This window comes from Ruegeria sp. C2 (assembly GCF_056537765.1).
In genome coordinates, this window is record NZ_JBQFRZ010000004.1 from 223,928 (window position 1) to 246,413 (window position 22,486).

Below are 22,486 nucleotides of genomic sequence, written 5' to 3' on the forward strand. Positions count from 1 at the left end.
TCCTTAGAACGAAGCGACTGGCGTGCCGAATTTGGTCTCATCCGGGATGATGCCCAGGCCCGGTCCAGTCGGGCACTGAATATGGCCGCCTACAATGGAGATGCCGTTTTCGGGATCATAGTTGCCTTCGATATAAGGTGCGGCGAGCCATGCGCCTTCCATCAGGGTGGGGCGAACAGTTGCTGCAATCTGAGTGCAGGCAGCCGCGATGATGTCGCCGCCCCAGCTGTCATCGCAGGTATGTGGCAGGTTGCGGGCTTCGCAGATATCCCGGAACGTTCGCATATGTTGCAGGCCACCTATGCGTGTCACCTTCATGCCAAACCCGTCGACCAGCCCTGTTCCGGCGGCAGAGATCACAGTGTTCAGGTCAACGCTGTTTTCATCCATATAGATGCCATGGGTGACTTGCGGGCGGATTTTCTGCAGGTCCTGATAGGTGTTGCAGGGTTGTTCCATGATGAACGGGATGTCGGGGCATTCCCGGCTGACGCGCAGGGCGTCGCGGGTGGTCCAGCCCCGGTTGCCATCCACGGCAAGGCGCATACCGGTTCCGCCGATGACTTCCCAGACTTTGCGGATGGTTTCGATATCGATCTCGACGGGGCGTCCGCCGACCTTGATTTGCAGGCGGGGATAGCCCTCGGCCAGCTTCTCTTTGGCGAGACCTGCGATATCGTCTGGCGCGCCTACGCCCGTAGCGTAGTAGGATGGTACCCGATCTGTCTGCGCCCCGCCCAGCAGGTCGGCGACATTGACGCCCAGTCTTTTGCCGATCAGGTCGTGGGCGGCAATGTCGATGGCCGCTTTGGCATAGTTGTGCCCATTCAGCAGCCCGTTCATCCGGTGATGCAGCGCAGCCGGCCAAAGGTCAGCTCCGATCAAACCTCTGGCCATCTCTGTCAGAGCGGCGCGGGCCCCGCCCGCATGCGCCTCGGCATAGGTGGGACCTACTGGACAGGTCTCACCCCAGCCAGAGGTTCCATCCTCGGCCACCAGTTTGACCAGCGTGGTGTCCAGAGCCCAGACCTCGGCATTGGCCATGGTGTATGGACCGTTCTTCACCGGCAGATCATGTGCGTAGATGTAGATTTCCTTGATCTTCACGTCGGTTCCTTTGTCCTTGTCCGGGTGCCGGTCTATCTAATATCGGCAGAGGTCAGCAGCGCACGAGCGCAGCGCATCGTGGCAGTGGTTGCGGGTTCGACGCCAAGCAATCGGGCGCCTTCAGTCAGCCCTTCGTGCAGAATAAACAGAGCTTCGGACAGGGCCTCGATATCGCAATCTGGTGCGACTCGTGACAGCCGTGCGCGGAACATGTCGCGGACATGCGCCTTGTGCGTTTCGACTGCCGCCCGGATTGCCTGGCTTTCGGGATAGGCCGCCAGTGCGTTGCGAAACAGACAGCCGGTGTTCGAAATCTCATGCAGCCAATCCGACAGTCGAACGAGGACATGCAGGACATGTTCGGCACCAGTTGCATTGTCCTGACCGATCCAATCAGAATAGGTCGCGTCCCTGTGCTTCAGCGCGCCGATCACCATCGCCTCGCGGCTGGGGAAATATTTGTAAAGCGTCCGCAGTGAAACGTTTGCACCTTCGCGCAGCGCTTCTACACCTTGCGTCGCAAAGCCCATCTCAGAGAACTGTCGGTCCAGGTTTTCCGCGATCTGATGCTGTGTGTCGTTCATGAGATCATGGTAGAGTGATCGCTCTACCGTTGACTTGAAGAATTGCGACACGGATCTCTACGCGACCGACAAGAGAACCGCTGCAACACGGCAGGTTTTCTGGGCTCGGCAGCGCGATGCGGTCGGTCTTTCAGAACGTACGCAATATCGTCGCTTGGCGTTTCAGACTTGTATCGTCAGGCTGGTGTTTTTTGCTTCAACAGATAATCACGCACCACACCGGCCAGCATTGAGCGGTTGTCTTCAATCGCCATATTGCGTTGACCCTTATCGGCTTCTTCATCCGTGAGAACAGTGCCGCGCCGGGTCTCCAGCAGATCGCTGGCGTAAGCTTTTGCGAATTCCGGATGGCCCTGCACAGTCACGGCAAAGCCGGGATACCACAGCGCGCCGTTTTCGCAGAATTCGGTTGATGCGATGGTCACCGCACCTTCGGGTTTCTCTTCGACTTGATCCTGATGATAGGCTTGGATGGCAATCTTATTGGGTGCCTCGCCCAGTTCGGTCGGCCAATCGGCGGTGGTCGGATATTCGTGCACACCAAGGCCCCAACCTTTGTTGGATTTGCGTACCACACCACCCAAGGCCTGCGCGATGATCTGGTGGCCGAAGCAAATGCCGAACATCAACCTGCCAGCGTCGCGCGTATTGCGAATGAACTCTTCCAGCGGCGGGATCCAGGCGTGATCCTCATAGGCGCCGAACTTTGATCCGGTGATCACCCAGAGATCGGCCTCTGCCGGGCTGGCAGGAAATTCCTCGTCCAGAACGGCATAAGAAATGAATTCGGCATCCACATCGCCAAGCCATTGCTGCACCATGCCGGGATAGTCGCCATGTACCGGGGCCAGCGTTTCGGGCGGTCGGCCGGTTTCAAGGATACCAATGCGAATTCTGTGATCGCTCATCATACTCTCCTGACCGGCAGCCCATACCATGCATAGATCAGCGTGAACATCGCAGGTTGAAAGTGTTCCGGTTCAAATTTTCGAAAGGGTAGAATCATTACATCTGGGGCTTGGGGGCCGCGTTCAATATCTGCGCTGCATCGCATCTCTGCAAACAGTCGCGTGGTTACAACCGGCTGAGGTAATAGGTATATTCTGCGGGTGTGATGGGATCCTGAATGGCAGCGATCTCATTCCGTTTCACGGTCGCGTAGAGATTGCGATAATCGCCAAATATGTCCTGCGCAATTGATGAGGCCTCGAAACGTGCAACTGCGGATAGCCAGTCATGATCCAGCGGATTGGCCGGCACGCATTCGGGGTCATCCAGTGGGCGCTGCAAGGCAGGCGCATTCTCAAGACCATGCATCATGCCACCCAGAATGGCGGCCATAGCGAGGTAGGGGTTTGTGTCCGCGCCGCTGATCCGATGCTCCAGACGCGCGCTCGGGCCGTTGGTTTCGGGTAGGCGGACCGAGGCAGCCCGGTTGTCCAGACCCCAGTCAGGTGCCGCCGGGGCGAAGCTGTTGGGGCGGAACCGGCGATAGGAATTGCCATGAGGCGCAAAGATGGCCTGCAGGTCGCGCATGCTGTCCACCACACCTGCCACAGCGTTGCGCAGGGTCTGCGAAATTTGTTCCCCGTCGCCCGGCGTGAAGATGTTGTTGCCGCCCTTGTCCACGACCGACGCATGCACATGCATCCCATTACCGGGGTAATCCAGATAGGGCTTGGCCATAAAGGTGGCCTCGAACCCGTGGCTGGCGACAACACCGCGTACCAAACGGCGGAACAGGATCGCGGTTTCGGCTGCTTCCAATACGTCGTCTGTATGGTGAAAGTTGATCTCGAATTGGCCGGGGCCATATTCTGCGATCAGGGTGTCGGTGGCCAAGCCCTGAGCTGCGCTGGCAGACAGGATATCGTTCAGGATCGCTTCGCGCCGCGCCAGAAGTTCCATGTCGTAATTCTGGGCGTCAGGGCTGAAAGCGGGTGGGGTAGGTGCCTCGAACCGTTCATTGCGGGCGCGCAGGACGTAGAACTCCAACTCGGTTGCAACGACCGGGCGCCAACCTTTTTCATCAAATCGGTTCCAGACCGAGCGGAGAATCTCGCGCGGGGAATGCGGGCTGATGTTTCCCTGCATATCGGTCATTTCCACCAGGACCTGAGCCACGTTTCCGTTAAGCCATGGGGCTGGACGCAGAGTGCCTTTGACAGGTGTCAGAAGGCCGTCGGGGTCGCCGACCTCAATGCCAAGACCGGTATTTTCGACTTCATTGCCCATGATCGCGGGTGCGTAAGTCGAAAGGGGTAGACGAACGGCCCCTTTCTCCAGTTTTCCCACGTCATCGCCGGGCAACCATTTCCCTCTCAGGACCGCATTGATGTCGCATAACAGCAATTCGATCCTGTCGGGGGTGCCATGAGTTTGACAATGATCTGCATATTCTTTGGCAAAACTCATGCTGCTTGCTCCGCCATTTGTTCTTCTTTCTGGCGCTTTCTGACCGCTTGTTTGTTCAGAAGAGATGCAGTGATCGTGCCGACGGTGACCAAGCAAATCAGAATTGTCGACAGCGCGTTTATCTCGGGGCTCACGCCCAGACGGACCGAGCTGAAGATCTTGATCGGCAATGTGGTCGACGACGGGCCAGCCACGAACGAAGCGATCACCAGATCGTCCAGCGACAAGGTCAAGGCAAGCAGCCAGCCAGAAATGACCGCCGGGGCAATGATCGGCAGCGTCACCGATCTGAACGCATCAAAGGGAGTACAGCCCAGATCGAGCGCCGCCTCTTCCACGGACCGGTCAAAGCTGACCAGACGCGAGCTGACAACGACAGACACGTAACACATCGAAAATGTGGTGTGCGCCAGAACGATCGTCAGGATACCGCGATCCAGCCCGATCGAGATGAAGAGCAGCAGCAATGACAGTCCGGTGATCACCTCGGGCATCACAAGCGGCGCATAGATCATGCCCGAAAACAGGGTGCGTCCAAAAAACCGCCCTCCGCGCACCAGTACGTAGGCCGCCATCGTGCCCAATACAGTCGCCGCGATAGAGGACGCGAGCGCAACCTTTAGTGTCACGATGGCAGCATCAAGGAACGCCTCGTTTCTGAAGACCTCTCCGTACCATTTGGTCGAAAATCCGCCCCAGACGGTGACAAGCCGCGATTCATTGAAGCTGTAGATGATCAGGATGATCATCGGCAGGTACAGAAATGCAAACCCAAGCGTAAGCGAGGTCGCGTTGAACCATGTCAAACGTCTCATTGCTCGGACTCCATCATCTTTTGCTCGTTGCGCTGATAGAGGACGATCGGGATGATCAGGATCAGCAACAAGACCACAGCCACAGCGCTTGCCACTGGCCAGTCGCGGTTCGAGAAGAACTCTTCGAACAGAACCTTACCGATCATCAGGGTTCCGGATCCACCCAGAAGCGATGGGATGACAAACTCACCCAGAGCCGGGATGAACACGAGGAAGCATCCCGCGATGATGCCGGATTTTGATAAGGGAACCGTGATCAGCCAAAACGCTGATGTGCGCGAGCAGCCAAGGTCTTCTCCGGCTTCAAGCAGTGAACCATCCAGCTTTTCCAGCGTTGAATAGATTGGTAGGATCATGAACGGGCAGTAGGTGTAGACGATACCGATATAGACCGCCCAATTGGTGTTCAGGATCGTCAGCGGTTCACCGATCATACCCAGCCACATCAGAAATTGATTCAGCAGCCCTTCCTGACTCAGGATTCCCATCCAGGCATAAACGCGGATCAGAAAGCTGGTCCAGAACGGCAGGATCACCAGCATCATCAGGGTCGGGCGCCATTCGTCCGGGGCATTGGCCATCGCGTAGGCAATCGGAAAGCCTATCAACAGGCACAGGAAGGTCGATATCGCCGCGATCCGAAGGCTGGACAGGTAGCTTTTCCAATAAAGATCGTCTGTGGTCAGGAACACAAAGTTCTCGAAATCCAGTTCCGAGAAGAACTCTTTTATCGCGCTCCAGCCGCCCGCCAAATCCAGAGTCGGTGTGTATGGGGGTATCGCGAGCGCGATATCGGACAGGGAGATTTTAAGAACGATCCCGAACGGGATCAGGAACAGCACCAACAGCCATATGTAGGGCACTGAAATCAGGAACAAACGCCTATAGTTCATGTCTCGTCCCCGTTACCGATCCAGCACGATGCCGGCTGTTTCGGTCCAGGACAGCCAGACCTCATCGTCCCAGGTGAGATCCCGTCGGGCGATACGACGATTATTTGCTGTTTGCGCTTTCACCATTGCGCCGTTGGGCAGCTCAACCTTGTAGGTCGAAATATTGCCGAGATATGCAATGTCATGGACCTTGCCCTGAACCACATTGGTGCGGCCATCCGGGCGTTCTTTGCTGATCGCCACTTTCTCGGGTCGGATGGCGAAGGTGCATCGGGCTTCAAGCTCGGGTGCGTGCGGGCATTCAGCGACAAGTGGGGCCTGTCCTTCGGACCAGTGAAGCTCGGTCTTGCCGTCTCCTCGAGGTTTGGCGTTTCCTTCGATCAGGTTCACGTCGCCAATGAAATCCGCCACATAAACCGAATTTGGAGTTTCGTAGATGCGATCTGGAGTTTCGACCTGCACCAGTTCGCCATGGTTCATGACTGCAATGCGACTGGCGACCGTCATTGCTTCTTCCTGATCGTGCGTGACGATCACGAAGGTGGTGCCGGTCTGCTCCTGAATGTCCATCAGTTCGAATTGGGTATCCTGGCGCAGTTTCTTGTCCAGCGCGCCCAGTGGTTCGTCCAGCAAAAGCAGCTTGGGCGCCTTGGCCAACGATCGAGCCAACGCGACCCGCTGTCTCTGACCGCCAGAAATCTGATGTGGTTTTCGTTTTGCAAATTTGCCAAGCTGAACGAGGCTCAGCATCTCCTCAACGCGCGCGGCAATCTGATCCTTTGGCATCTTGTCGCGTTTCAGGCCGAACGCGATGTTATCCCAGACCGAAAGATGTGGGAAAAGAGCGTAGCTTTGGAACATCATGTTCACAGCACGCTTGTTCGGGGGGATGCTGGCCATGTCCTGACCATCAATCGTGATTACACCTTTTGTGGGTGTTTCAAAACCGCCCAGCATCCGCATCAGAGTTGTCTTGCCGCAACCTGAAGGGCCAAGCAATGCAAAGAATTCCTTGCGGTAGATATCCAGTGTGATGTCGTTGATCGCGGTGAATGCGCCAAAATTCTTGGTCACCGACTTAAACGAAATCAGTGGGGTTTCATCCGCATCTGTCCAGGGTGCAAAGACCGATGCGCTTGCCGGTTGGTTCATACTGAGTCCCTCCTTACGGAAACCGCCCGGCCCAGATTTGGGTCGGGCGGTCCGGATTGATCACGGGCCCTAGTCAGGTCCCTGATTTGATCTTGGTCCACAAACGGGTCACGACCCGCTGTGTTTTCGCCGGGTAGGGCGTCGTGATGTAGAGGTTCTGCATCGTCGCTTCATCCGGATAGATCGCCGGGTCTCCGATCACGTCCTCTTCCAGGAACTCTTGCGAGGCTTTGTTGCCGTTGGCGTAGTAAACGTAGTTCGAAGCGGCGGCCATGTTGTTGGCGTCCAGAATGAAGTTCAGGAACTTATGCGCAGCTTCCGGGTTCGGCGCATCTGCAGGGATGGCCATCTGGTCGAACCACATCAGCGAGCCTTCGGCGAACGGGTGATATTCGATCTCAACCCCGTTTTCGGCCTCGGCGGCGCGGTCACGGGCCTGCAGGACATCACCCGACCAGCCTACGGCGACACAGATATCACCATTGGCCAGCGCGTTGATGTATTCCGAGCTGTGGAATTTTTGGACATAAGGGCGCACAGCGGTCAGAAGTTCTTCGGATTTGGCGATGACGTCGGTGTCATGGCTGTCCGGGTTTTCTCCGATGTACTGCAGTGTCATCGGGATGATTTCAGTTGGTGCGTCCAGAAAATGAACACCGCACTCGGCCAGTTTCTCCATGTTCTCGGGTTTCAGGACCAGATCCATACTGTTAAGCGCCACATCCTCGCCCAGCACTTCTTTGACCTTGCCCACATTCACGCCAAGCCCGGTGGTTCCCCACATGTAGTTGATCGAATGAGCATTGTCCGGGTCATAGCCCGAAGTTCGATCCTGAATAACATCCCAAAGATTGCCTGAGTTCGACAATTGCGACTTGTCCAGAGGTTGGAACGCGCCGGCCTGAATCTGGCGTTGCAGGAAGGTGCCGGTTGGCACAACCACATCGTAACCCGAACCACCGGCCAGCATCTTGGTTTCCAGAACTTCGTTGCTGTCAAATACGTCATAGATCAGATCTATTCCGGTTTCTTCTTCGAACTTGGTCAATAGCTCTTCGTCTATGTAATCTGACCAGTTGTACACGCGCACTTCACTCGCCCACGCGGTTTGTGCTGCGACTGCCGCAATGACGAACAGCGCACTCGACTTATGCTTTAGCATTCTTTTCTCCCCATCTGTCGGTACTGCGTTGCAATTTTGATCAAAATATGATTCTTTGCAAGCGCCTCGTCAAAATTTGATAATTTTATGATGGTGAACTAGGTTTCGATGCACGAATTGATAGGAGCGAAAAGAGAAGAATGAACCGGTTGACAGGCAGAAAGCCGGAGCACGAAACGATCTACGTCCAGATCAAGGAAATGATCTTGTATGGTGAATTTGTGCCCGGACAGCCGCTTACCATTCATGGTCTTGCCGAGGCGATAGGGGCTGGAGTTACGCCTGTAAGGGAATCGATCCGACGATTGACCGCCGAGGGCGCATTGGTGGCGCAAAAAAACCGTCGGGTGGAAGTTCCGGTCATGAGTGTCCATCGCTTGCGGCAGATCGAATTGGTTCGAATGTCAGTCGAGCCGAACCTTGCGGTTATGGCGGCTGAAAACTTCAAAGAATACCAAATTAATGAATTAGAACAGATAGATGCTATGGTTGATCGAGCCATTGAGGCAGGCGACATAAGAAGATATCTCGAGGCAAACTATCAGTTTCATTTCAAGCTGTATTCTGCTGCCGACGCTCAGATTCTGCAGCGAATTGCAGAGTCGCTTTGGTTGCAGATCGGGCCGTCATTGCGTGTTGTTTGCGGTCGCTCCGGGACAGCGAACCTGTTGGACCACCACCGCGAGGCGACTGAAGCGCTGCGAGGAGGAGACCCGGAGAAGGTCAGAACCGCCATCGAGCGTGATATCAGCCAAGGCATGGATTTTGTTCGCCAAACCCTTCCGGCTTAGCGTGATTTAAGTCGCTTGTTTCTGGTTGGTGAAACGTGGCGATTGACTATCATCCAAGATTTGATCAAAACTGTTTGCGTTGAAGAAGGTATCGCTTGTTTAGCGGTGTCGCGGAGGTTTTGATGAAAAATGCGAACAGTGATCACTGGCAGGAGAACCTGTCGGATGAATTCATGGCATACGCACAAGGGCGCAAAATCGATGAGGTCGAATGCATTGTGCCGGACCTTGCAGGGACCTCGCGTGGCAAGGCGATGCCCGCCATCAAGTTCAGGCCGGAAGAGGACCTCGCACTTCCGATCTCGCTCTTTTATCAGACGATTTCGGGTGAGTATGTCGATATGGAAATCGAGAACCAGTGGCTTGAAAAGGATATCGTGCTGCGCCCGGATATGAGCACGGCCTGTTCGGTTCCCTGGTCGGGTGACGATGTGTCGGTTCAGGTCATCTGTGACATGTTCAACCGCGATGGCTCGGCACTGAGCGTCGCACCGCGCAACGTGTTGAAGCGCGTGATGCAGGCGTATCGCGACAAAGGCTGGGCACCGATCATCGCGCCAGAGCTCGAGTTCTATCTTACCAAACCCAATCTCGACCCGAATGAGGAGATCGAGCCGCCACTGGGCCGGACTGGCCGTAAAGGTGCGAGCCGTCAGGTCTATTCGATGGCCGCAGTCGATGAATATGGGGCAGTGATCGACACCATCTACGACTACGCAGAATTACAAGGCCTCGAGATTGATACCGTCATTCAGGAAGGCGGCGCGGGGCAGATTGAAATCAATCTGATGCATGGTGATCCGGAGCGTCTGGCCGATCAGGTGTTCTACTTCAAGCGCACGATCAGGGAAGCGGCGCTGAAAAACGGTGTCTTTGCAACTTTCATGGCAAAGCCGATCCGGGACGAACCCGGCAGTGCCATGCATGTCCACCAAAGTGTGATCGACACGACGAGCGGCAGGAATATCTTTTCGAACGAAGATGGCTCTGCCTCGGACCTGTTCCGTTGGTTCATTGGCGGATCGCAACATTATATGATGCAGGTTGTTCCGCTGCTGGCGCCCTATGTCAACTCGTACCGCCGGATTACGGTCGATGGCCAGAGCGCGCCAGCCAACCTGGAGTGGGCGCGCGACAACCGTACGACCGGTCTGCGTATACCGCATTCCAGCCCTGCTGCGCGTCGACTTGAAAACCGGGTCATCGGGATGGACTGCAACCCCTATATCGCCATCGCTACGTCGCTGGCCTGCGGGTATCTGGGGATGATGAACAAGATCGAGCCACGCGCCGAAGCCAAGCAGGAAGTCTGGGAGGCGGAAGAGCCGCTGCCTGCCAGTCTGCGTGAGGCGCTTGACCAGTTCGATGATGCAACCGAAATCCGTTCGGTCCTGGGTGAGGAATTCTGCCAGCTCTATGCAGATATCAAACGCGCGGAAAACGAAGAGTACCAGCGCGAAATCTCACCCTGGGAACGGCAGCACCTACTTTTGAACGTTTGATTGGAGACCCTAACATGACGGCATTCGCAAACCATCTGCCCACTGCTGAACTGCAGGCGATGGACGCTGCCCACCACCTGCATCCCTTTACCAAGGGGGATGAGTTGAATGAAAAAGGCGCCCGCGTCATTACCGGTGCAAAAGGTGTCTGGCTGCGCGACAGCGAAGGCGCTGAGATTTTGGATGGCATGGCCGGTCTCTGGTGCGTCAATATCGGTTATGGCCGGGAAGAGCTGGCCGAGGTCGCAGCACGGCAGATGAAAGAGCTGCCTTATTATAACACCTTCTTTCAGACCACACATGTCCCCGCGCTAATGCTGGCAAAGAAGCTGGCTGAGCTGGCACCCGGTGATCTGAACCATGTGTTTTTTGCCAATGGCGGCTCGGACGCCAATGACACCAACATTCGTCTGGTGCGCACCTACTGGGCCAAGAAGGGCCAGCCCGAGCGGGACGTGATCATCTCGCGCTGGAACGCCTATCACGGTTCGACCATTGGTGGCACGTCGTTGGGTGGAATGAAAGGGATGCACGAGCAGGGCAGCCCGCCGATCCCGGGCATCGAGTTCATTGATCAGCCGAACTGGTGGGCTGAAGGTGGTGACGTATCGCCCGAGGAATTCGGCCTCGAACGCGCGCGCCAATTGGAAGCCAAAATCAAAGAGGTTGGGCCGGAAAAAGTCGCGGCCTTCATCGGCGAGCCGATTCAGGGGGCGGGCGGAGTCATCGTGCCACCATCGACGTACTGGCCCGAGATTCAGCGCATCTGTAAGAAATACGATATCCTGCTGATCGTTGATGAGGTGATCTGCGGTTTTGGCCGGACTGGCAATTGGTTTGGCTCACAAACACTGGGCATTAATCCAGACATTATGACAGTAGCTAAGGGGCTCAGCTCGGGCTATGCGCCCATAGGTGCGTCGATAGTGTCGGACGAAATTGCGAAGGTTCTTGACGGGACCGAGTTCAATCATGGCTATACCTATTCCGGCCATCCTGTAGCCTGCGCCGTAGCGTTGGAGAACCTTCGTATTCTGGAAGAGGACGGGATCATCGAACACGTGCGTAACGTAGCCGCCCCTTATCTGAAGGAAAAATGGGAGGCTCTGGCCGATCATCCGCTGGTGGGCGAAACAAAGATCGTTGGAATGATGGCCTCAATTGCGCTGACCCCGGACAAGTCGACCCGTGCTCCGTTTGCGTCGGACGCTGGAACCGTTGGGTATATCTGCCGTGAACGGTGCTTTGCGAACAATGTCATCATGCGTCATGTGGGCGATCGGATGATCATTTCTCCGCCGCTGACCATTACGCTGGATGAAATCGATGTCCTGATCGAACGGGCCCGCAAATCGCTGGACGAATGTCTTGAACAGATCCGCGTGGACGGAATGTTCGAAGCGGCGTGAATGCGAGCCTCCAATGGATCTGCTGACCGCAAATGACCGGTTGGGGGAATACCCCGGCTCATACTATGCCGATGTGGCCGAAACCCTTGACCCGTTACCCCGGGCGCAGGGATCGTTGGAATGCGACGTCTGCGTTGTCGGTGCTGGATTCACGGGCCTTTCAACGGCCTATCATCTGGCGCAACGTGGCTATGACGTGATTGTGCTGGATGCACAGCGTGTCGGTTTTGGCGCATCCGGCCGCAATGGCGGTCAGGTCAGCATGGGGCAGCGCGTCGATCAGGAAGAGCTTGAAGGCATGGTCGGAGACGAGCATGCACGCCAGTTGTGGGATATTGGCGCACAGGCTGTCGATCTGGTGCGCGAACTAACCAAGAAGGATGAGGTCCGCACCAATTTCCACGATGGCGTGATCCACACAGTGCACCGGGAACGGTACCAGAAGCACAATGTGGAATACGTCGAGCACATGAACACCAAATATGGCTATGACAAAATCCGACTTCTGGACAAGGATGAATGTCGCCATCTAGTGAACTCACCTGCCTATTACGGCGGAACGCTGGATATGGGTGCGGGTCACGTGAACCCGTTTGAGCTTGTGCTGGGTCTGGCGCGGCTGGCCGTCAAAGCAGGTGTGCGGATATTCGAACGGTCGAAAGTCTCCAAGGTGCTGGAGGGTGAGCCCGCGGTGGTCAAGACCGAGGAGGCCAGCGTCAAGGCGCGCTATGTGGTTTTGGGTTGTAACGGCTATTTGGGTGAAATGCACAAACATGTGGCGCAACGCGTCATGCCGATCAACAATTTCATCGTGTCCACCGAGCCGATGGACCCGGCAGCGCAGGAAGAGATCATACGTAACAACTATGCGGTCGCTGACAGCAAGTTCGTGATCAATTACTTCCGTTTCTCTGACGACCACCGCCTGCTCTTCGGCGGCACCGAAAGCTATGGTTACAGGTTTCCATCCGACATCGCCTCGGCGGTGCGAAAGCCGATGACCGAGATATTCCCGCAGCTGAAGGGCGCCCGCATCGATCATGCCTGGGGTGGAACGCTGGGCATTACCATGAACCGGATGCCGCATTACGAACGGATCGGAGGTAATATTCTGACTCTGTCGGGCTTCTCGGGCGCAGGCGTGGCTCTGGGTACGTTGTCGGGTCAGATAGCGGCAGAGACCATTGCGGGTCAGGCAGAGCGTTTCGACATCATGGCCAAAGTTCCGACCAAACCCTTCCCCGGCGGTCCGATGTTTCGCACACCGCTTCTGGTATTGGCGATGCTTTGGTTCAGCCTGCGCGATAAGTTATAGACTTTGTGCTCGACCCGCGTAGACCATGCTTTTGAGAAGCTAACAGATTGGTATGTCGGCGGTGACGATGAAAACAGATAGGCGCATGAAGTGCGGCGCGGCAAAGCGTTCCGCTACCCCGATGGCAGCCGTTGGTTGCTTTGCGCAGTCCTGCCTCGCTGCGACCTGCAACATCTGCATCCGACCCGGGTAACGGCGGATGAAGAGACTTTATGAACCCCTGGCCTATGGCGATCGCCCGATCCGTGACCGGTATTGGGACAGCACGGTTGATGCGCCTATGCCTGAGTATCAGGTTCAGGCTGGTGAAACGGTGTGTGAATTCGCAATCATCGGTGGCGGCTATACCGGTCTGTCAGCGGCACTGACTCTGGCCGGGGCAGGGGCGGATGTGGTGTTGCTGGACGCGCAAGGGCCCGGCTGGGGTGCCTCTGGTCGCAATGGCGGGTTGGTCTCGGTCGGCAGTGGCAAGATGGAAGACGATCAGATCGTCAAGAAATACGGCGAAGATGACGCGCGCGTGTTCTTCGATGCCGAACGTGCTTCGGTCGATTTGGTCGAGGAGTATCTGGATCGGTACAATCTGGACGTGGATCGTCATTCCAAGGGTTACACTTACGTCGCCCATCGGCCTGCCGCTGTTGAGGGGCTCAAGCAATACGGGCAACAGTATACGAACCGCTATGGGCTGCCTTATGAGTTCGTTCCAAAGGAAGAGATGGCTGCGCATGGCCTGAACAGTCCTGATTTTCACAGTGCTGTGTATCTGCCGATCGGATTTGCACTTAATCCGATGAAGTTCGTTCTAGGCCTGACCCGGCAGGCCGAAGCTGCCGGAGTGCGCATGTTTTCGCATTCTCCGGTCACAAGGATAGCGCAGGACAACGGCCATGTTCTGCATACGCCCAACGGGATTGTGCGTGCAAAGAAGCTTCTGATCGCAACCAACGGTTATTCCTCAGACGATCTTCCAATGGCATTTGCGGGTCGCTATCTGCCTGTGCAGTCGAACATTCTGGTCACTCGACCCTTGAGTGATGACGAGATCAATGCGCAGGGATGGTGGAGCGCGCAGATGGTCTGTGACACACGCACGCTGCTTCATTATTTCCGTCTGCTTCCGAACAAACGAATGCTGCTTGGCTTACGCGGTTCGGTCCGTGTAACGGAGACCAACATCGCCGCGACCGAGGCCAAAGCTCACGCTGATTTCAAGCGGATGTTTCCCGAATGGAGGCATGTGGAAATTGCGTATTTCTGGTCGGGTTTGATCTGTATGACCCGCAATCTCGTGCCCTTCGCCGGCGCGGTTCCCGGGTTGGACAACGCTTGGGCTGCGCTGGGGTATCACGGCGGTGGTGTAACGATGGCTCCTTATGCGGGCGCGCTGATCGCCGATCAGGCTTTGGGCCGTGCAACCCGACCCCATCCTGATCTGATGAAGCGCCCGATGTGCCGGTTCGAGCTTGGCTCATGGCGGCGCGCCTCGCTGCCGTTGGCCTTCACGTGGTACAAGATCAAAGACAACCTTTGATCCCGCCAAGGCGCGCGCAGGATTGCAGAAAGACCCCCGAGACTTCATTCAAAGCCAGCTCAAAGACTAGGCAGGATTCCCCTGCGGTCGTGGCGAAGGCCGATCTTGGCCTCCGCTGGTTGCCGATATCTTCAGGTTCTGTTGCGGAAGATGAATCCGATGAAGTTTAGCAGCAGCTGCGCAGCCAGGATCTGGGTGCTTTCGGTCGGGTCATAGGCTGGGGCAACCTCGACCAGATCGATGCCCACCACATCGCCGCGCTTGGTGAGGCCCTGCACGATTTCCAACACATCGTAGTACTGAAACCCGCCGTGGCTGGGTGTACCGGTTCCCGGCGCGATTGACGGGCAGAAGGCATCGATGTCGATGGTGACATAGTACCGCGTACCCTCGGGGATACGAGCCAGAACACCTTCTGTCCCCAGCTTGCGCACCTGCCGCACAGAGAGGATGTCCGAGCCGCGCGCGCGCGCATCTTCATACCCTTCCTTCGCGGTCGAAGACACGTTGCGGATACCCAATTGGGTCATGCCTGAGACATAGTCTTTCTCGATAGCTCGGCGCATCGGGTTTCCGTGGCCCAGGGTCACGCCTTTACGCTCGTCGACGAAATCCAGATGCGCGTCGATTTGAACGACGTGGATCGGGCCATTCTTGGCGCAATCCTCGGCATACGCATTGATGCAGGGGATGTTGATTGAGTGATCGCCCCCGATCGTTACCGGGATAGCACCTGCATCGAGGATCTTTTTCACCCCGAATTCGATGTTGTCGTGGCTTTCTTCGGTCTTGGTATGGATGATGTCTGCGTCGCCTATGTCGACGATGCGCACGTCCTCACCCAGATAGGTGGCGTCATCCTCGTGATCATAGGCCCCAGCATGACCAAAGCTGAACAAGGTCGATGCCTCGCGTACGGCACGCGGGCCAAACCGTGCGCCCGGGCGGAACTGGCACCCGAAGTCGAATGGCGCGCCCAGGATGGCGACATCAGCGTCGATCTTGTCCCAATTCTCGACATAAGGTTTCTTGCCGAATGTTGAAATACCGACAAAAGGTAGATTCAAGCGTCCAGATTCGTAGCCATGACCTGACATAATTTCTCCGTTTCCGAGAGTTTAGTGATGAGCCGGTTCCGGCGGGAACAAGGCAATTTGAGAGGTAGCGGATAGCAAACTGGTCACGATCAGCATGAGGAACACCGAAAATCCCATGGGCCGTAGCGCTCGGCGCGCTGCGGACAAATGGGCAATGCATCCCTCGCGGGGCGATATCGGTTTATCGTGACAATAGATGTAGAGCATGCAGTAGGCCGAGATTAACACTACAATCGACAACTGATGCAAGATACTGGCAATAAACAATCGCGACATCGGCATGTTAGAAACCACGCCGTTGATGGCACTGGTCCTTTCAGCCCAGGTCTTACCCGATCGATGCCCCAGATCACTCCAGCGAGACCCAGAGAACTCTGGCGTCTTCTTCGCTGGTCGAGATGCAGCCGTGGCCCATGCCGCTGTCGTAATAGAGAGAGTCACCTGCTTTCATTTTCAGAGGCCGATAGTGCTCAGAAACGAATGTGAGCTCGCCACTGATCACGTACATGAACTCTTCGCCGCTATGACGGATCCAGGTCTCGAATTCTGACAAATCGCGGGCTTTGATCGTTGCGATGTAGGGCAACATGCGCTTGGTGGTCAGCTCAGGGCAAAGCAATTCGTGCAGATAGGTGGGAGTGTCCTTCATTTCGCCTTCACCTTTTGGGGTGAAATCGCGGCGTCCTGAAATTCCGGTCTGGTTGGTTTGCAGGAACAATTGCGGTGTGCTCATGTCCAACGCCTGCGTCAGCCTGCGAACAATGTCGAAGCTGGGGCGTGTCTGATTGTTTTCGATCTTGGAAAGTGTCGAGCGACCGATTCCTGCAGCCCGTCCTGCTTCTTCCAACGTCCATCCTTTTGCCCGGCGCGCATCCCGGATTGATCGCCCCAGTGCGGCGCCTTCATCCTGTTCCTCCGGACCGGAGGCCTCGTTCGAAGTATCATCTGCCATGAAAATCCCCCTGTTTTTCTTCAGGTTACCTGTTTCCCCGCACACACACAACTTCACAAAAATGAGATTAATGTTGCCATAAGAGATAAAAATCCACTATAGGAAACAAAATTTCGTACTTGGGATTCGGGATTGCAGGAGGAGACCATGTTTACAAAATCGATCAAAGATGCCGATCCGATCATTGCTGCGTCAATTGCGCGTGAAGGCAAACGTCAGGCAGAGCAGATTGAGCTGATTGCGTCGGAAAACATCGTTTCGCAGGCTGTCATTGACGCGCAAGGCTCTGTTCTGACAAACAAATATGCCGAAGGTTACCCCGGTCGCCGTTATTATGGCGGGTGCGAATATGTGGATGAGGTGGAAAGCGAAGCGATCGATCGCCTCAAGAAACTCTTCGGGTGCGAATACGCTAATGTTCAGCCGCATTCGGGCGCGCAAGCCAACGGCGCGGTGAAGCTGGCGCTGCTTAGCCCCGGAGACACGATCCTTGGCATGTCGCTGGATGCAGGCGGCCACCTGACCCACGGTGCAAAGCCCGCGCAATCCGGCAAGTGGTTTCGTCCGGTACAGTACGGTCTGACCGATGCAGGTCTGATCGACTACAATCAGGTCGCCGAGCTGGCCCGGGCTGAGAAACCCAAGCTGATCATCGCCGGGGCATCGGCCTATTCTCAGAAAATCGATTTTGCCAAATTCCGCGAAATCGCTGATGAGGTCGGGGCGTGGCTGCTGGCCGATATGGCGCATATCGCCGGGTTGGTTGCCACGGGTCTGCACCCCTCGCCGATTGGGCACGCCCATGTGGTTACTTCTACCACGCACAAGACTCTGCGTGGCCCGCGCGGCGGCATCATTCTGACCAATGATGAAGCGCTGGCGAAGAAGATCAATTCGGCAGTTTTCCCCGGCCTGCAGGGTGGCCCTCTGATGCATGTGATCGCGGGCAAGGCAGTTGCCTTTGGCGAGGCTCTGAAGCCGGAATTCAAAGAATACATGCAGCGTGTCGTCGACAGTGCGTCCGCGTTGGCTAACGTGATGATGGCACGTGGTTGCGACATCGTTTCGGGTGGCACCGAGAACCACTTGATGCTGGTTGATCTGCGCCCCATCGGTGTGACGGGCAAGGACGCCGAGGCCGCGTTGGAACGCGCCGGGTTCACCTGCAACAAGAACAGCGTTCCCGGCGATCCTGAGAAGCCGACCATCACCAGTGGTATCCGTCTGGGCACCGCTGCCGGATGCAGCCGCGGCTTTGGATCGGAAGAGTTCAAACAGATTGGCCACCTGATTGGAGATGTGTTGGACGCACTGGCACAATCCCCAGGCGGAGATGAAGCTGTCGAAAAAGATACCCGCGAGAAGGTTCACGCCCTCTGCGCAAACCACCCGATCTACTGAAAGAAGACCAGATGACTTACGATCTTATCGTCATCGGCGGCGGCCCGGGCGGCTATATTGCAGCCATTCGCGCGGCTCAGTTGGGCTTGAAGGTGGCCTGCGTCGAAGGGCGCGGGGCATTGGGTGGAACCTGTCTGAATGTGGGGTGCATCCCCTCCAAAGCGTTGCTGACCTCTTCGGCCAAATATGCCGAACTTGCACATCTCTCCTCCCACGGTATTGCGGTCGAGGGGGCCAGCATTGATGTATCCGCGATGATGGGGCGCAAGGACAAGATCGTCGGCGATCTGACCAATGGCATCGCGTTCCTGTTCAAGAAAAACGGCATTGATCTGATCGAGGGCTGGGCCAGCATTCCGGCGGTCGGGCAGGTCAAGGTGGGGGATGACGTCCATGAGGCAAAGAATATACTGATCGCCACCGGTTCCGAACCCACCTCGCTGCCGGGGATCGAGATTGACGAGCAGGACGTCCTCAGCTCAACCGGCGCGATTGCGCTGGACGTTGTGCCCGAGCATTTGGTGGTGATCGGTGCTGGTGTGATCGGGCTGGAACTGGGGCAGGTCTGGGCCCGTCTGGGCGCCAAAGTGACGGTTGTTGAATATCTGGACCGTGTGCTGACGGGCATCGATGGCGAAATCGCCAAGCTGGCGCAGCGCGCCCTGTCCAAACGCGGGCTGAAGTTCCAGCTGGGCCGTGCCCTGAAATCGGTCGAGAAAACGGATGCGGGCCTGGCCCTGACCGTGGATCGTGTAGGCAAGGACAAAGAAGAAGTGTTCGAGGCCGATAAAGTCCTGATCGCAGTTGGTCGTCGGCCAGTGACCCGGGGCCTTGGTCTTGCGGACCTTGGTGTTGCGGTAGACGCGCGCGGGTTTATCGAGGTTGATGATACCTTTCAGACATCGGTGCCGGGTGTTTATGCCATCGGCGATTGTGTTCCGGGCCCGATGCTGGCGCACAAGGCTGAAGAGGACGGTGTTGCTTGTGTCGAGATGCTGGCAGGGCAGGGCGGTCACGTGGATTACAACACTGTGCCCGGCGTCGTGTACACCGATCCTGAGGTTGCTTCTGTCGGATTGACCGAGGAGGCGCTTAAAGAGGCCGGAGCCGAGTATTTGGTGGGCAAGTTTGCCTTCATGGCCAACTCTCGCGCGCGTTCTACCGGAGAAACCGATGGGGCGGTCAAGGTTTTGGCTGACCCGAACGGCAAAATCCTGGGCGCTCATATCTGCGGTGCACATGGCGGTGATCTGATTGCCGAACTAGTTCTGGCCATGACCAAGGGCGCAACCGTGTCCGAAGTAGCCGCAACCTGTCACGCACATCCGGCCATGGGAGAGGCGGTGAAAGAAGCCTGCCTCGACGCCATGGGCCGCGCGATCCACGCGTAAGGGGGAATAGCCAGATGACCGTCCAGCTTCGTCCTCGCCACCCGGAAAAAGCCAAGAAGGCAGACAGTGTAATCCCGCGCAAGCCTAAGTGGATTCGCAAGAAAAAGGGCGACAGCGCAGAATACTATGAAACCCGACGCCTGATGCGCGAGCATGATCTGGCAACGGTCTGTGAAGAGGCCGCGTGCCCGAACATCGGTGAATGCTGGTCCAAACGCCATGCCACGATGATGATCATGGGCGAGATCTGTACGCGTGGTTGTTCCTTCTGCAATGTAGCCACCGGTCGGCCAGATAAGTTGGATGTATTCGAACCGGGCCGAGTTGCTGCCGCCGTCAAGAAGCTGGGTCTTCGCCATGTGGTGATCACGTCAGTTGACCGGGATGATCTGGAAGATGGCGGCGCCGAGCATATCGCGCAAACCATCCGCGCCGTGCGCCATCAAAATCCGGGAACCACAGTCGAAGTTCTGACACCGGATTTTCTGGGAAAAGGATGCGCCTCAGATATTGTATTTGAAGCGGCACCGGATGTCTTCAACCACAATCTGGAAACTGTACCGCATCTCTATCCGACGGTGCGCCCGGGTGCTCGCTATTACACGTCGCTCCGCTTGCTCGACGATGCAAAGCGCACCAATCCCGAGATTTTCACGAAATCGGGCCTGATGGTTGGTTTGGGCGAAAGCTTGAACGACGTGCGGCAAGTCATGGACGACCTGCGTGCTGCCAATGTCGATTTTCTGACCGTCGGCCAGTACCTGCAACCCACCACGAAACATCATCCGATCGACCGGTTCTGGTCACCGGAAGAATTTGCCCAACTGGAACAGATCGCGCGTTCCAAGGGCTTCTTGCACGTGTCGGCGACTCCGCTGACCCGTTCGTCGTTCCACGCGGACGAAGATTTTGTCGCCCTAAAGCAAGCCCGCCAACGGGCTTTGGCGAACTGGGCATAACTCTAACGCATATGGGAGGAAATCCATGGAAGCGTTAAACTCAATCGTAGGGGCCATCAATGGCGTCGTATGGGGGCCGCTGATGTTGGTTCTCATTCTTGGCGTCGGCTTCTTCCTGCAGGTCGGCCTGAAATTCATGCCGATCCTGCGCGTCGGCACAGGTTTCAGCCTGCTGTTCAAAGGCCGTGAAGGTCAGGGCGAAGGGCAAATCAGCCCGTTCAACGCGCTGATGACCTCGCTGTCGGCGACCATCGGTACGGGTAATATCGCCGGTGTGGCCACTGCTGTCTTCCTGGGCGGTCCGGGCGCCTTGTTCTGGATGTGGATGACCGCCCTGGTGGGCATGGCCACCAAATATGCCGAAGCCGTCTGCGCGGTTAAGTATCGCGAAAAGGACGAGCTTGGTAACTATGTCGGCGGCCCGATGTACTACATCAAGAACGGTCTGGGCGCGAAATGGGCCTGGCTGGGCGTTGCTTTCGCTCTGTTCGGCGCGATCGCTGCCTTCGGCATCGGCAACGGCGTACAGGCCAACGGTGTGGCGCAGGTACTGGAAGCCAACTTTGGCCTCAACACCTCGGTCACCGGTGTCGTGCTGATGGTCCTCACCGCAGCCGTGATTCTGGGTGGTATCACCCGCATCGGTGCGGTTGCCGGTAAGCTGGTTCCCTTCATGGCGGTCGCTTATATAATCGCCGGTCTGCTGGTTCTGCTGATTAACATCGGCAATATCGGATCCGCCCTGTCGCTGGTCTTTACCTACGCCTTCACCCCATCGGCCGCCGAAGGTGGTTTCGCGGGCGCAGCCGTCTGGGCCGCCATCCGCTTCGGTGTGGCACGTGGTGTCTTCTCGAACGAAGCCGGTTTGGGTTCGGCACCGATTGCGCACGCCGCCGCCGAGACCAAAGGTCCGGTAAACCAAGGCCTGATCGCTATGCTGGGTACGTTCATCGACACCATCATCGTCTGCTCGATCACCGGTCTGGCAATCATCGCTTCGGGTGCGTGGACATCGGGTGAATCCGGTGCGGCGCTGACCAGCCACGCGTTCGAACTGTCGCTGCCGGGTATCGGTGGGTATCTGATCGCCATCGCTCTGTCGATCTTTGCCTTCACCACCATCCTGGGCTGGTCGTTCTACGGCGAGAAATGTGTGGAGTTCCTGCTGGGTGTGAAATCCCTGATGCCCTACCGCGTCCTGTGGATCGTCATGATCTACTTCGGCGCAACTGCAGATCTGGGCTTCATCTGGCTGCTGGCGGATACGCTGAACGCCATGATGGCCATTCCGAACCTGATCGCCCTCGCGTTGCTGAGCCCAATCGTCTTTAAATTGACGAAAGAGTTCTTCGCCTCGGGCGGCAAGTCCGAAGAGCCAGGCGCAACGGCTGCCGAGTAATCTCGGGTCTAAAGAATGCGGAGGGCCATCTCGGCCCTCCGGTTTGAAACCGAATTCCCTATCTCGAGGAGAGACGTGATGGCCACGAAAATCCTGCTGCCTATTGATCATACCGACGACCGCTCGTGGAAGAATGCCCTGCCTCTCGCACTGGAACAGGCGAAATTCTACGGGGCCGAGCTGCACGCGGTTGCCGTCATCCCTGAGATCATCCAGCTGCCGAACCTGCCCGCCAATTATGGCGCTGGCGCGAAAGAGCACGTGCGCAATGCGGTTCAGGCCATTCTGGATCATGGCGATGCCTCTGACGTAACAATCCACGTCGAAGAAGGCAGCGTTTACCGCGAAATCCTGAAGCTTGCCTACAAGGACGGCTTTGACCTGATCGTCATGGCGTCGACCAAAGGCGATTTCCCGAACTATGAGATCGGCCCGAACCTCGCCCGTGTCGTGCGCAACGCGCATTGCACCGTCACCGTCGTTCGCGACCAGTCCCGCTGATTGAAAGGCGCAAGTTATGACCGAATTAAAGCGCACTCCTTTGTACTCGTTGCATGTTGAGTTGGGGGGTAAGTTGGTTGATTTTGCTGGTTGGGAGATGCCTGTTC

The 22,486-nt window shown here is 56.7% G+C and carries 20 protein-coding genes; 10 read left to right on the top strand and 10 right to left on the bottom strand.

Annotated elements, in window-relative coordinates:
• Window positions 1-3: 3 nt before the first annotated feature.
• The 8 genes from ACR0IV_RS15120 to ACR0IV_RS15155 all read right to left on the bottom strand — a co-directional run bounded on the left by ACR0IV_RS15120 (window position 4) and on the right by ACR0IV_RS15155 (window position 8,128).
• A complete protein-coding gene (locus ACR0IV_RS15120) occupies window positions 4-1,107 on the bottom strand; it encodes a mandelate racemase/muconate lactonizing enzyme family protein (RefSeq protein WP_480659596.1) in 1,104 nt (367 codons plus the stop codon).
• 32 nt (window positions 1,108-1,139) lie between these two features.
• Window positions 1,140-1,691 (bottom strand): TetR/AcrR family transcriptional regulator, encoded by a 552-nt coding sequence (locus ACR0IV_RS15125; protein ID WP_480659597.1) that lies wholly within the window; start codon window positions 1,689-1,691, stop codon window positions 1,140-1,142.
• A 176-nt stretch (window positions 1,692-1,867) separates the two neighbouring features.
• Complete coding sequence (locus tag ACR0IV_RS15130) at window positions 1,868-2,599, bottom strand: type 1 glutamine amidotransferase (protein WP_480472037.1); 732 nt, start codon at window positions 2,597-2,599, stop codon at window positions 1,868-1,870.
• Between the two features lie 166 nt (window positions 2,600-2,765).
• Window positions 2,766-4,106 (bottom strand): glutamine synthetase family protein, encoded by a 1,341-nt coding sequence (locus ACR0IV_RS15135; RefSeq protein ID WP_480472036.1) that lies wholly within the window; start codon window positions 4,104-4,106, stop codon window positions 2,766-2,768.
• The gene (locus ACR0IV_RS15140; protein ID WP_480659598.1) at window positions 4,103-4,921 is read right to left on the bottom strand and encodes an ABC transporter permease; all 819 of its coding nucleotides are present in this window, start codon (window positions 4,919-4,921) and stop codon (window positions 4,103-4,105) included. Before ACR0IV_RS15140 ends, ACR0IV_RS15135 begins: the two co-directional genes overlap by 4 nt.
• Entirely contained in the window at window positions 4,918-5,814 is an 897-nt protein-coding gene (locus tag ACR0IV_RS15145) for an ABC transporter permease subunit (protein ID WP_480472034.1), read from the bottom strand. The genes ACR0IV_RS15140 and ACR0IV_RS15145 overlap by 4 nt, the downstream gene beginning before the upstream one ends.
• A 12-nt stretch (window positions 5,815-5,826) precedes the next feature.
• Complete coding sequence (locus ACR0IV_RS15150; RefSeq protein ID WP_480659599.1) at window positions 5,827-6,966, bottom strand: ABC transporter ATP-binding protein; 1,140 nt, start codon at window positions 6,964-6,966, stop codon at window positions 5,827-5,829.
• Window positions 6,967-7,039: 73 nt separating this feature from the next.
• A complete protein-coding gene (locus ACR0IV_RS15155) occupies window positions 7,040-8,128 on the bottom strand; it encodes a polyamine ABC transporter substrate-binding protein (protein WP_480472032.1) in 1,089 nt (362 codons plus the stop codon).
• Window positions 8,129-8,268: 140 nt separating this feature from the next.
• On the opposite strand from ACR0IV_RS15155, the gene ACR0IV_RS15160 reads away from it, so the two are divergent.
• From ACR0IV_RS15160 to ACR0IV_RS15180, 5 genes are all read left to right on the top strand, one after another.
• Complete coding sequence (locus ACR0IV_RS15160; protein WP_480659600.1) at window positions 8,269-8,919, top strand: GntR family transcriptional regulator; 651 nt, start codon at window positions 8,269-8,271, stop codon at window positions 8,917-8,919.
• A 122-nt stretch (window positions 8,920-9,041) separates the two neighbouring features.
• Window positions 9,042-10,421, top strand: a complete 1,380-nt coding sequence (locus ACR0IV_RS15165; protein WP_480659601.1) for a glutamine synthetase family protein — start codon at window positions 9,042-9,044, stop codon at window positions 10,419-10,421.
• A gap of 14 nt (window positions 10,422-10,435) precedes the next feature.
• Complete coding sequence (locus tag ACR0IV_RS15170; protein WP_480659602.1) at window positions 10,436-11,830, top strand: aspartate aminotransferase family protein; 1,395 nt, start codon at window positions 10,436-10,438, stop codon at window positions 11,828-11,830.
• A 13-nt stretch (window positions 11,831-11,843) separates the two neighbouring features.
• Entirely contained in the window at window positions 11,844-13,145 is a 1,302-nt protein-coding gene (locus tag ACR0IV_RS15175) for an NAD(P)/FAD-dependent oxidoreductase (protein WP_480659603.1), read from the top strand.
• A 199-nt stretch (window positions 13,146-13,344) separates the two neighbouring features.
• The gene (locus ACR0IV_RS15180) at window positions 13,345-14,679 is read left to right on the top strand and encodes an NAD(P)/FAD-dependent oxidoreductase (protein ID WP_480659604.1); all 1,335 of its coding nucleotides are present in this window, start codon (window positions 13,345-13,347) and stop codon (window positions 14,677-14,679) included.
• Between the two features lie 131 nt (window positions 14,680-14,810).
• Here the strand turns inward: ACR0IV_RS15180 and speB are convergent, their stop codons facing one another.
• Complete coding sequence (gene speB, locus ACR0IV_RS15185) at window positions 14,811-15,776, bottom strand: agmatinase (RefSeq protein WP_480659605.1); 966 nt, start codon at window positions 15,774-15,776, stop codon at window positions 14,811-14,813.
• Between the two features lie 349 nt (window positions 15,777-16,125).
• Window positions 16,126-16,728 (bottom strand): helix-turn-helix domain-containing protein, encoded by a 603-nt coding sequence (locus ACR0IV_RS15190; RefSeq protein ID WP_480472025.1) that lies wholly within the window; start codon window positions 16,726-16,728, stop codon window positions 16,126-16,128.
• A 147-nt stretch (window positions 16,729-16,875) separates the two neighbouring features.
• Here ACR0IV_RS15190 and glyA point away from each other — a divergent pair, with 147 nt between their 5' ends.
• The 5 genes from glyA (at window position 16,876) to ACR0IV_RS15215 (ending at window position 22,379) form a co-directional block, all read left to right on the top strand.
• The gene (gene glyA, locus ACR0IV_RS15195) at window positions 16,876-18,129 is read left to right on the top strand and encodes a serine hydroxymethyltransferase (protein ID WP_480659606.1); all 1,254 of its coding nucleotides are present in this window, start codon (window positions 16,876-16,878) and stop codon (window positions 18,127-18,129) included.
• Between the two features lie 11 nt (window positions 18,130-18,140).
• Window positions 18,141-19,520 carry a dihydrolipoyl dehydrogenase gene (lpdA, locus tag ACR0IV_RS15200; RefSeq protein WP_480659607.1) on the top strand — a complete coding sequence of 460 codons (1,380 nt, stop codon included), beginning with the start codon at window positions 18,141-18,143 and terminating at the stop codon, window positions 19,518-19,520.
• Between the two features lie 14 nt (window positions 19,521-19,534).
• Entirely contained in the window at window positions 19,535-20,479 is a 945-nt protein-coding gene (gene lipA / locus ACR0IV_RS15205) for a lipoyl synthase (RefSeq protein ID WP_480472022.1), read from the top strand.
• Window positions 20,480-20,504: 25 nt separating this feature from the next.
• Window positions 20,505-21,878 (top strand): alanine/glycine:cation symporter family protein, encoded by a 1,374-nt coding sequence (locus ACR0IV_RS15210; protein ID WP_480472021.1) that lies wholly within the window; start codon window positions 20,505-20,507, stop codon window positions 21,876-21,878.
• Window positions 21,879-21,956: 78 nt separating this feature from the next.
• Window positions 21,957-22,379: a universal stress protein gene (locus ACR0IV_RS15215; RefSeq protein WP_480659608.1), complete on the top strand. Its 423-nt coding sequence runs from the start codon at window positions 21,957-21,959 to the stop codon at window positions 22,377-22,379.
• Window positions 22,380-22,486 lie beyond the last annotated feature (107 nt).

Excerpts from the sequence above, each read along its gene's own strand:
- ACR0IV_RS15130 (WP_480472037.1), bottom strand. The coding sequence starts at position 2,599 with ATGAGCGATCACAGAATTCGCATTGGTATCCTTGAAACCGGCCGACCG.
- lpdA (WP_480659607.1), top strand. The coding sequence starts at position 18,141 with ATGACTTACGATCTTATCGTCATCGGCGGCGGCCCGGGCGGCTATATT.
- ACR0IV_RS15160 (WP_480659600.1), top strand. The coding sequence starts at position 8,269 with ATGAACCGGTTGACAGGCAGAAAGCCGGAGCACGAAACGATCTACGTC.
- ACR0IV_RS15215 (WP_480659608.1), top strand. The coding sequence starts at position 21,957 with ATGGCCACGAAAATCCTGCTGCCTATTGATCATACCGACGACCGCTCG.
- ACR0IV_RS15175 (WP_480659603.1), top strand. The coding sequence starts at position 11,844 with ATGGATCTGCTGACCGCAAATGACCGGTTGGGGGAATACCCCGGCTCA.
- ACR0IV_RS15140 (WP_480659598.1), bottom strand. The coding sequence starts at position 4,921 with ATGAGACGTTTGACATGGTTCAACGCGACCTCGCTTACGCTTGGGTTT.
- ACR0IV_RS15210 (WP_480472021.1), top strand. The coding sequence starts at position 20,505 with ATGGAAGCGTTAAACTCAATCGTAGGGGCCATCAATGGCGTCGTATGG.
- ACR0IV_RS15125 (WP_480659597.1), bottom strand. The coding sequence starts at position 1,691 with ATGAACGACACACAGCATCAGATCGCGGAAAACCTGGACCGACAGTTC.
- ACR0IV_RS15165 (WP_480659601.1), top strand. The coding sequence starts at position 9,042 with ATGAAAAATGCGAACAGTGATCACTGGCAGGAGAACCTGTCGGATGAA.
- ACR0IV_RS15145 (WP_480472034.1), bottom strand. The coding sequence starts at position 5,814 with ATGAACTATAGGCGTTTGTTCCTGATTTCAGTGCCCTACATATGGCTG.
- speB (WP_480659605.1), bottom strand. The coding sequence starts at position 15,776 with ATGTCAGGTCATGGCTACGAATCTGGACGCTTGAATCTACCTTTTGTC.
- ACR0IV_RS15170 (WP_480659602.1), top strand. The coding sequence starts at position 10,436 with ATGACGGCATTCGCAAACCATCTGCCCACTGCTGAACTGCAGGCGATG.
- ACR0IV_RS15190 (WP_480472025.1), bottom strand. The coding sequence starts at position 16,728 with ATGGCAGATGATACTTCGAACGAGGCCTCCGGTCCGGAGGAACAGGAT.
- lipA (WP_480472022.1), top strand. The coding sequence starts at position 19,535 with ATGACCGTCCAGCTTCGTCCTCGCCACCCGGAAAAAGCCAAGAAGGCA.
- ACR0IV_RS15135 (WP_480472036.1), bottom strand. The coding sequence starts at position 4,106 with ATGAGTTTTGCCAAAGAATATGCAGATCATTGTCAAACTCATGGCACC.
- ACR0IV_RS15180 (WP_480659604.1), top strand. The coding sequence starts at position 13,345 with ATGAAGAGACTTTATGAACCCCTGGCCTATGGCGATCGCCCGATCCGT.
- ACR0IV_RS15150 (WP_480659599.1), bottom strand. The coding sequence starts at position 6,966 with ATGAACCAACCGGCAAGCGCATCGGTCTTTGCACCCTGGACAGATGCG.
- ACR0IV_RS15155 (WP_480472032.1), bottom strand. The coding sequence starts at position 8,128 with ATGCTAAAGCATAAGTCGAGTGCGCTGTTCGTCATTGCGGCAGTCGCA.
- glyA (WP_480659606.1), top strand. The coding sequence starts at position 16,876 with ATGTTTACAAAATCGATCAAAGATGCCGATCCGATCATTGCTGCGTCA.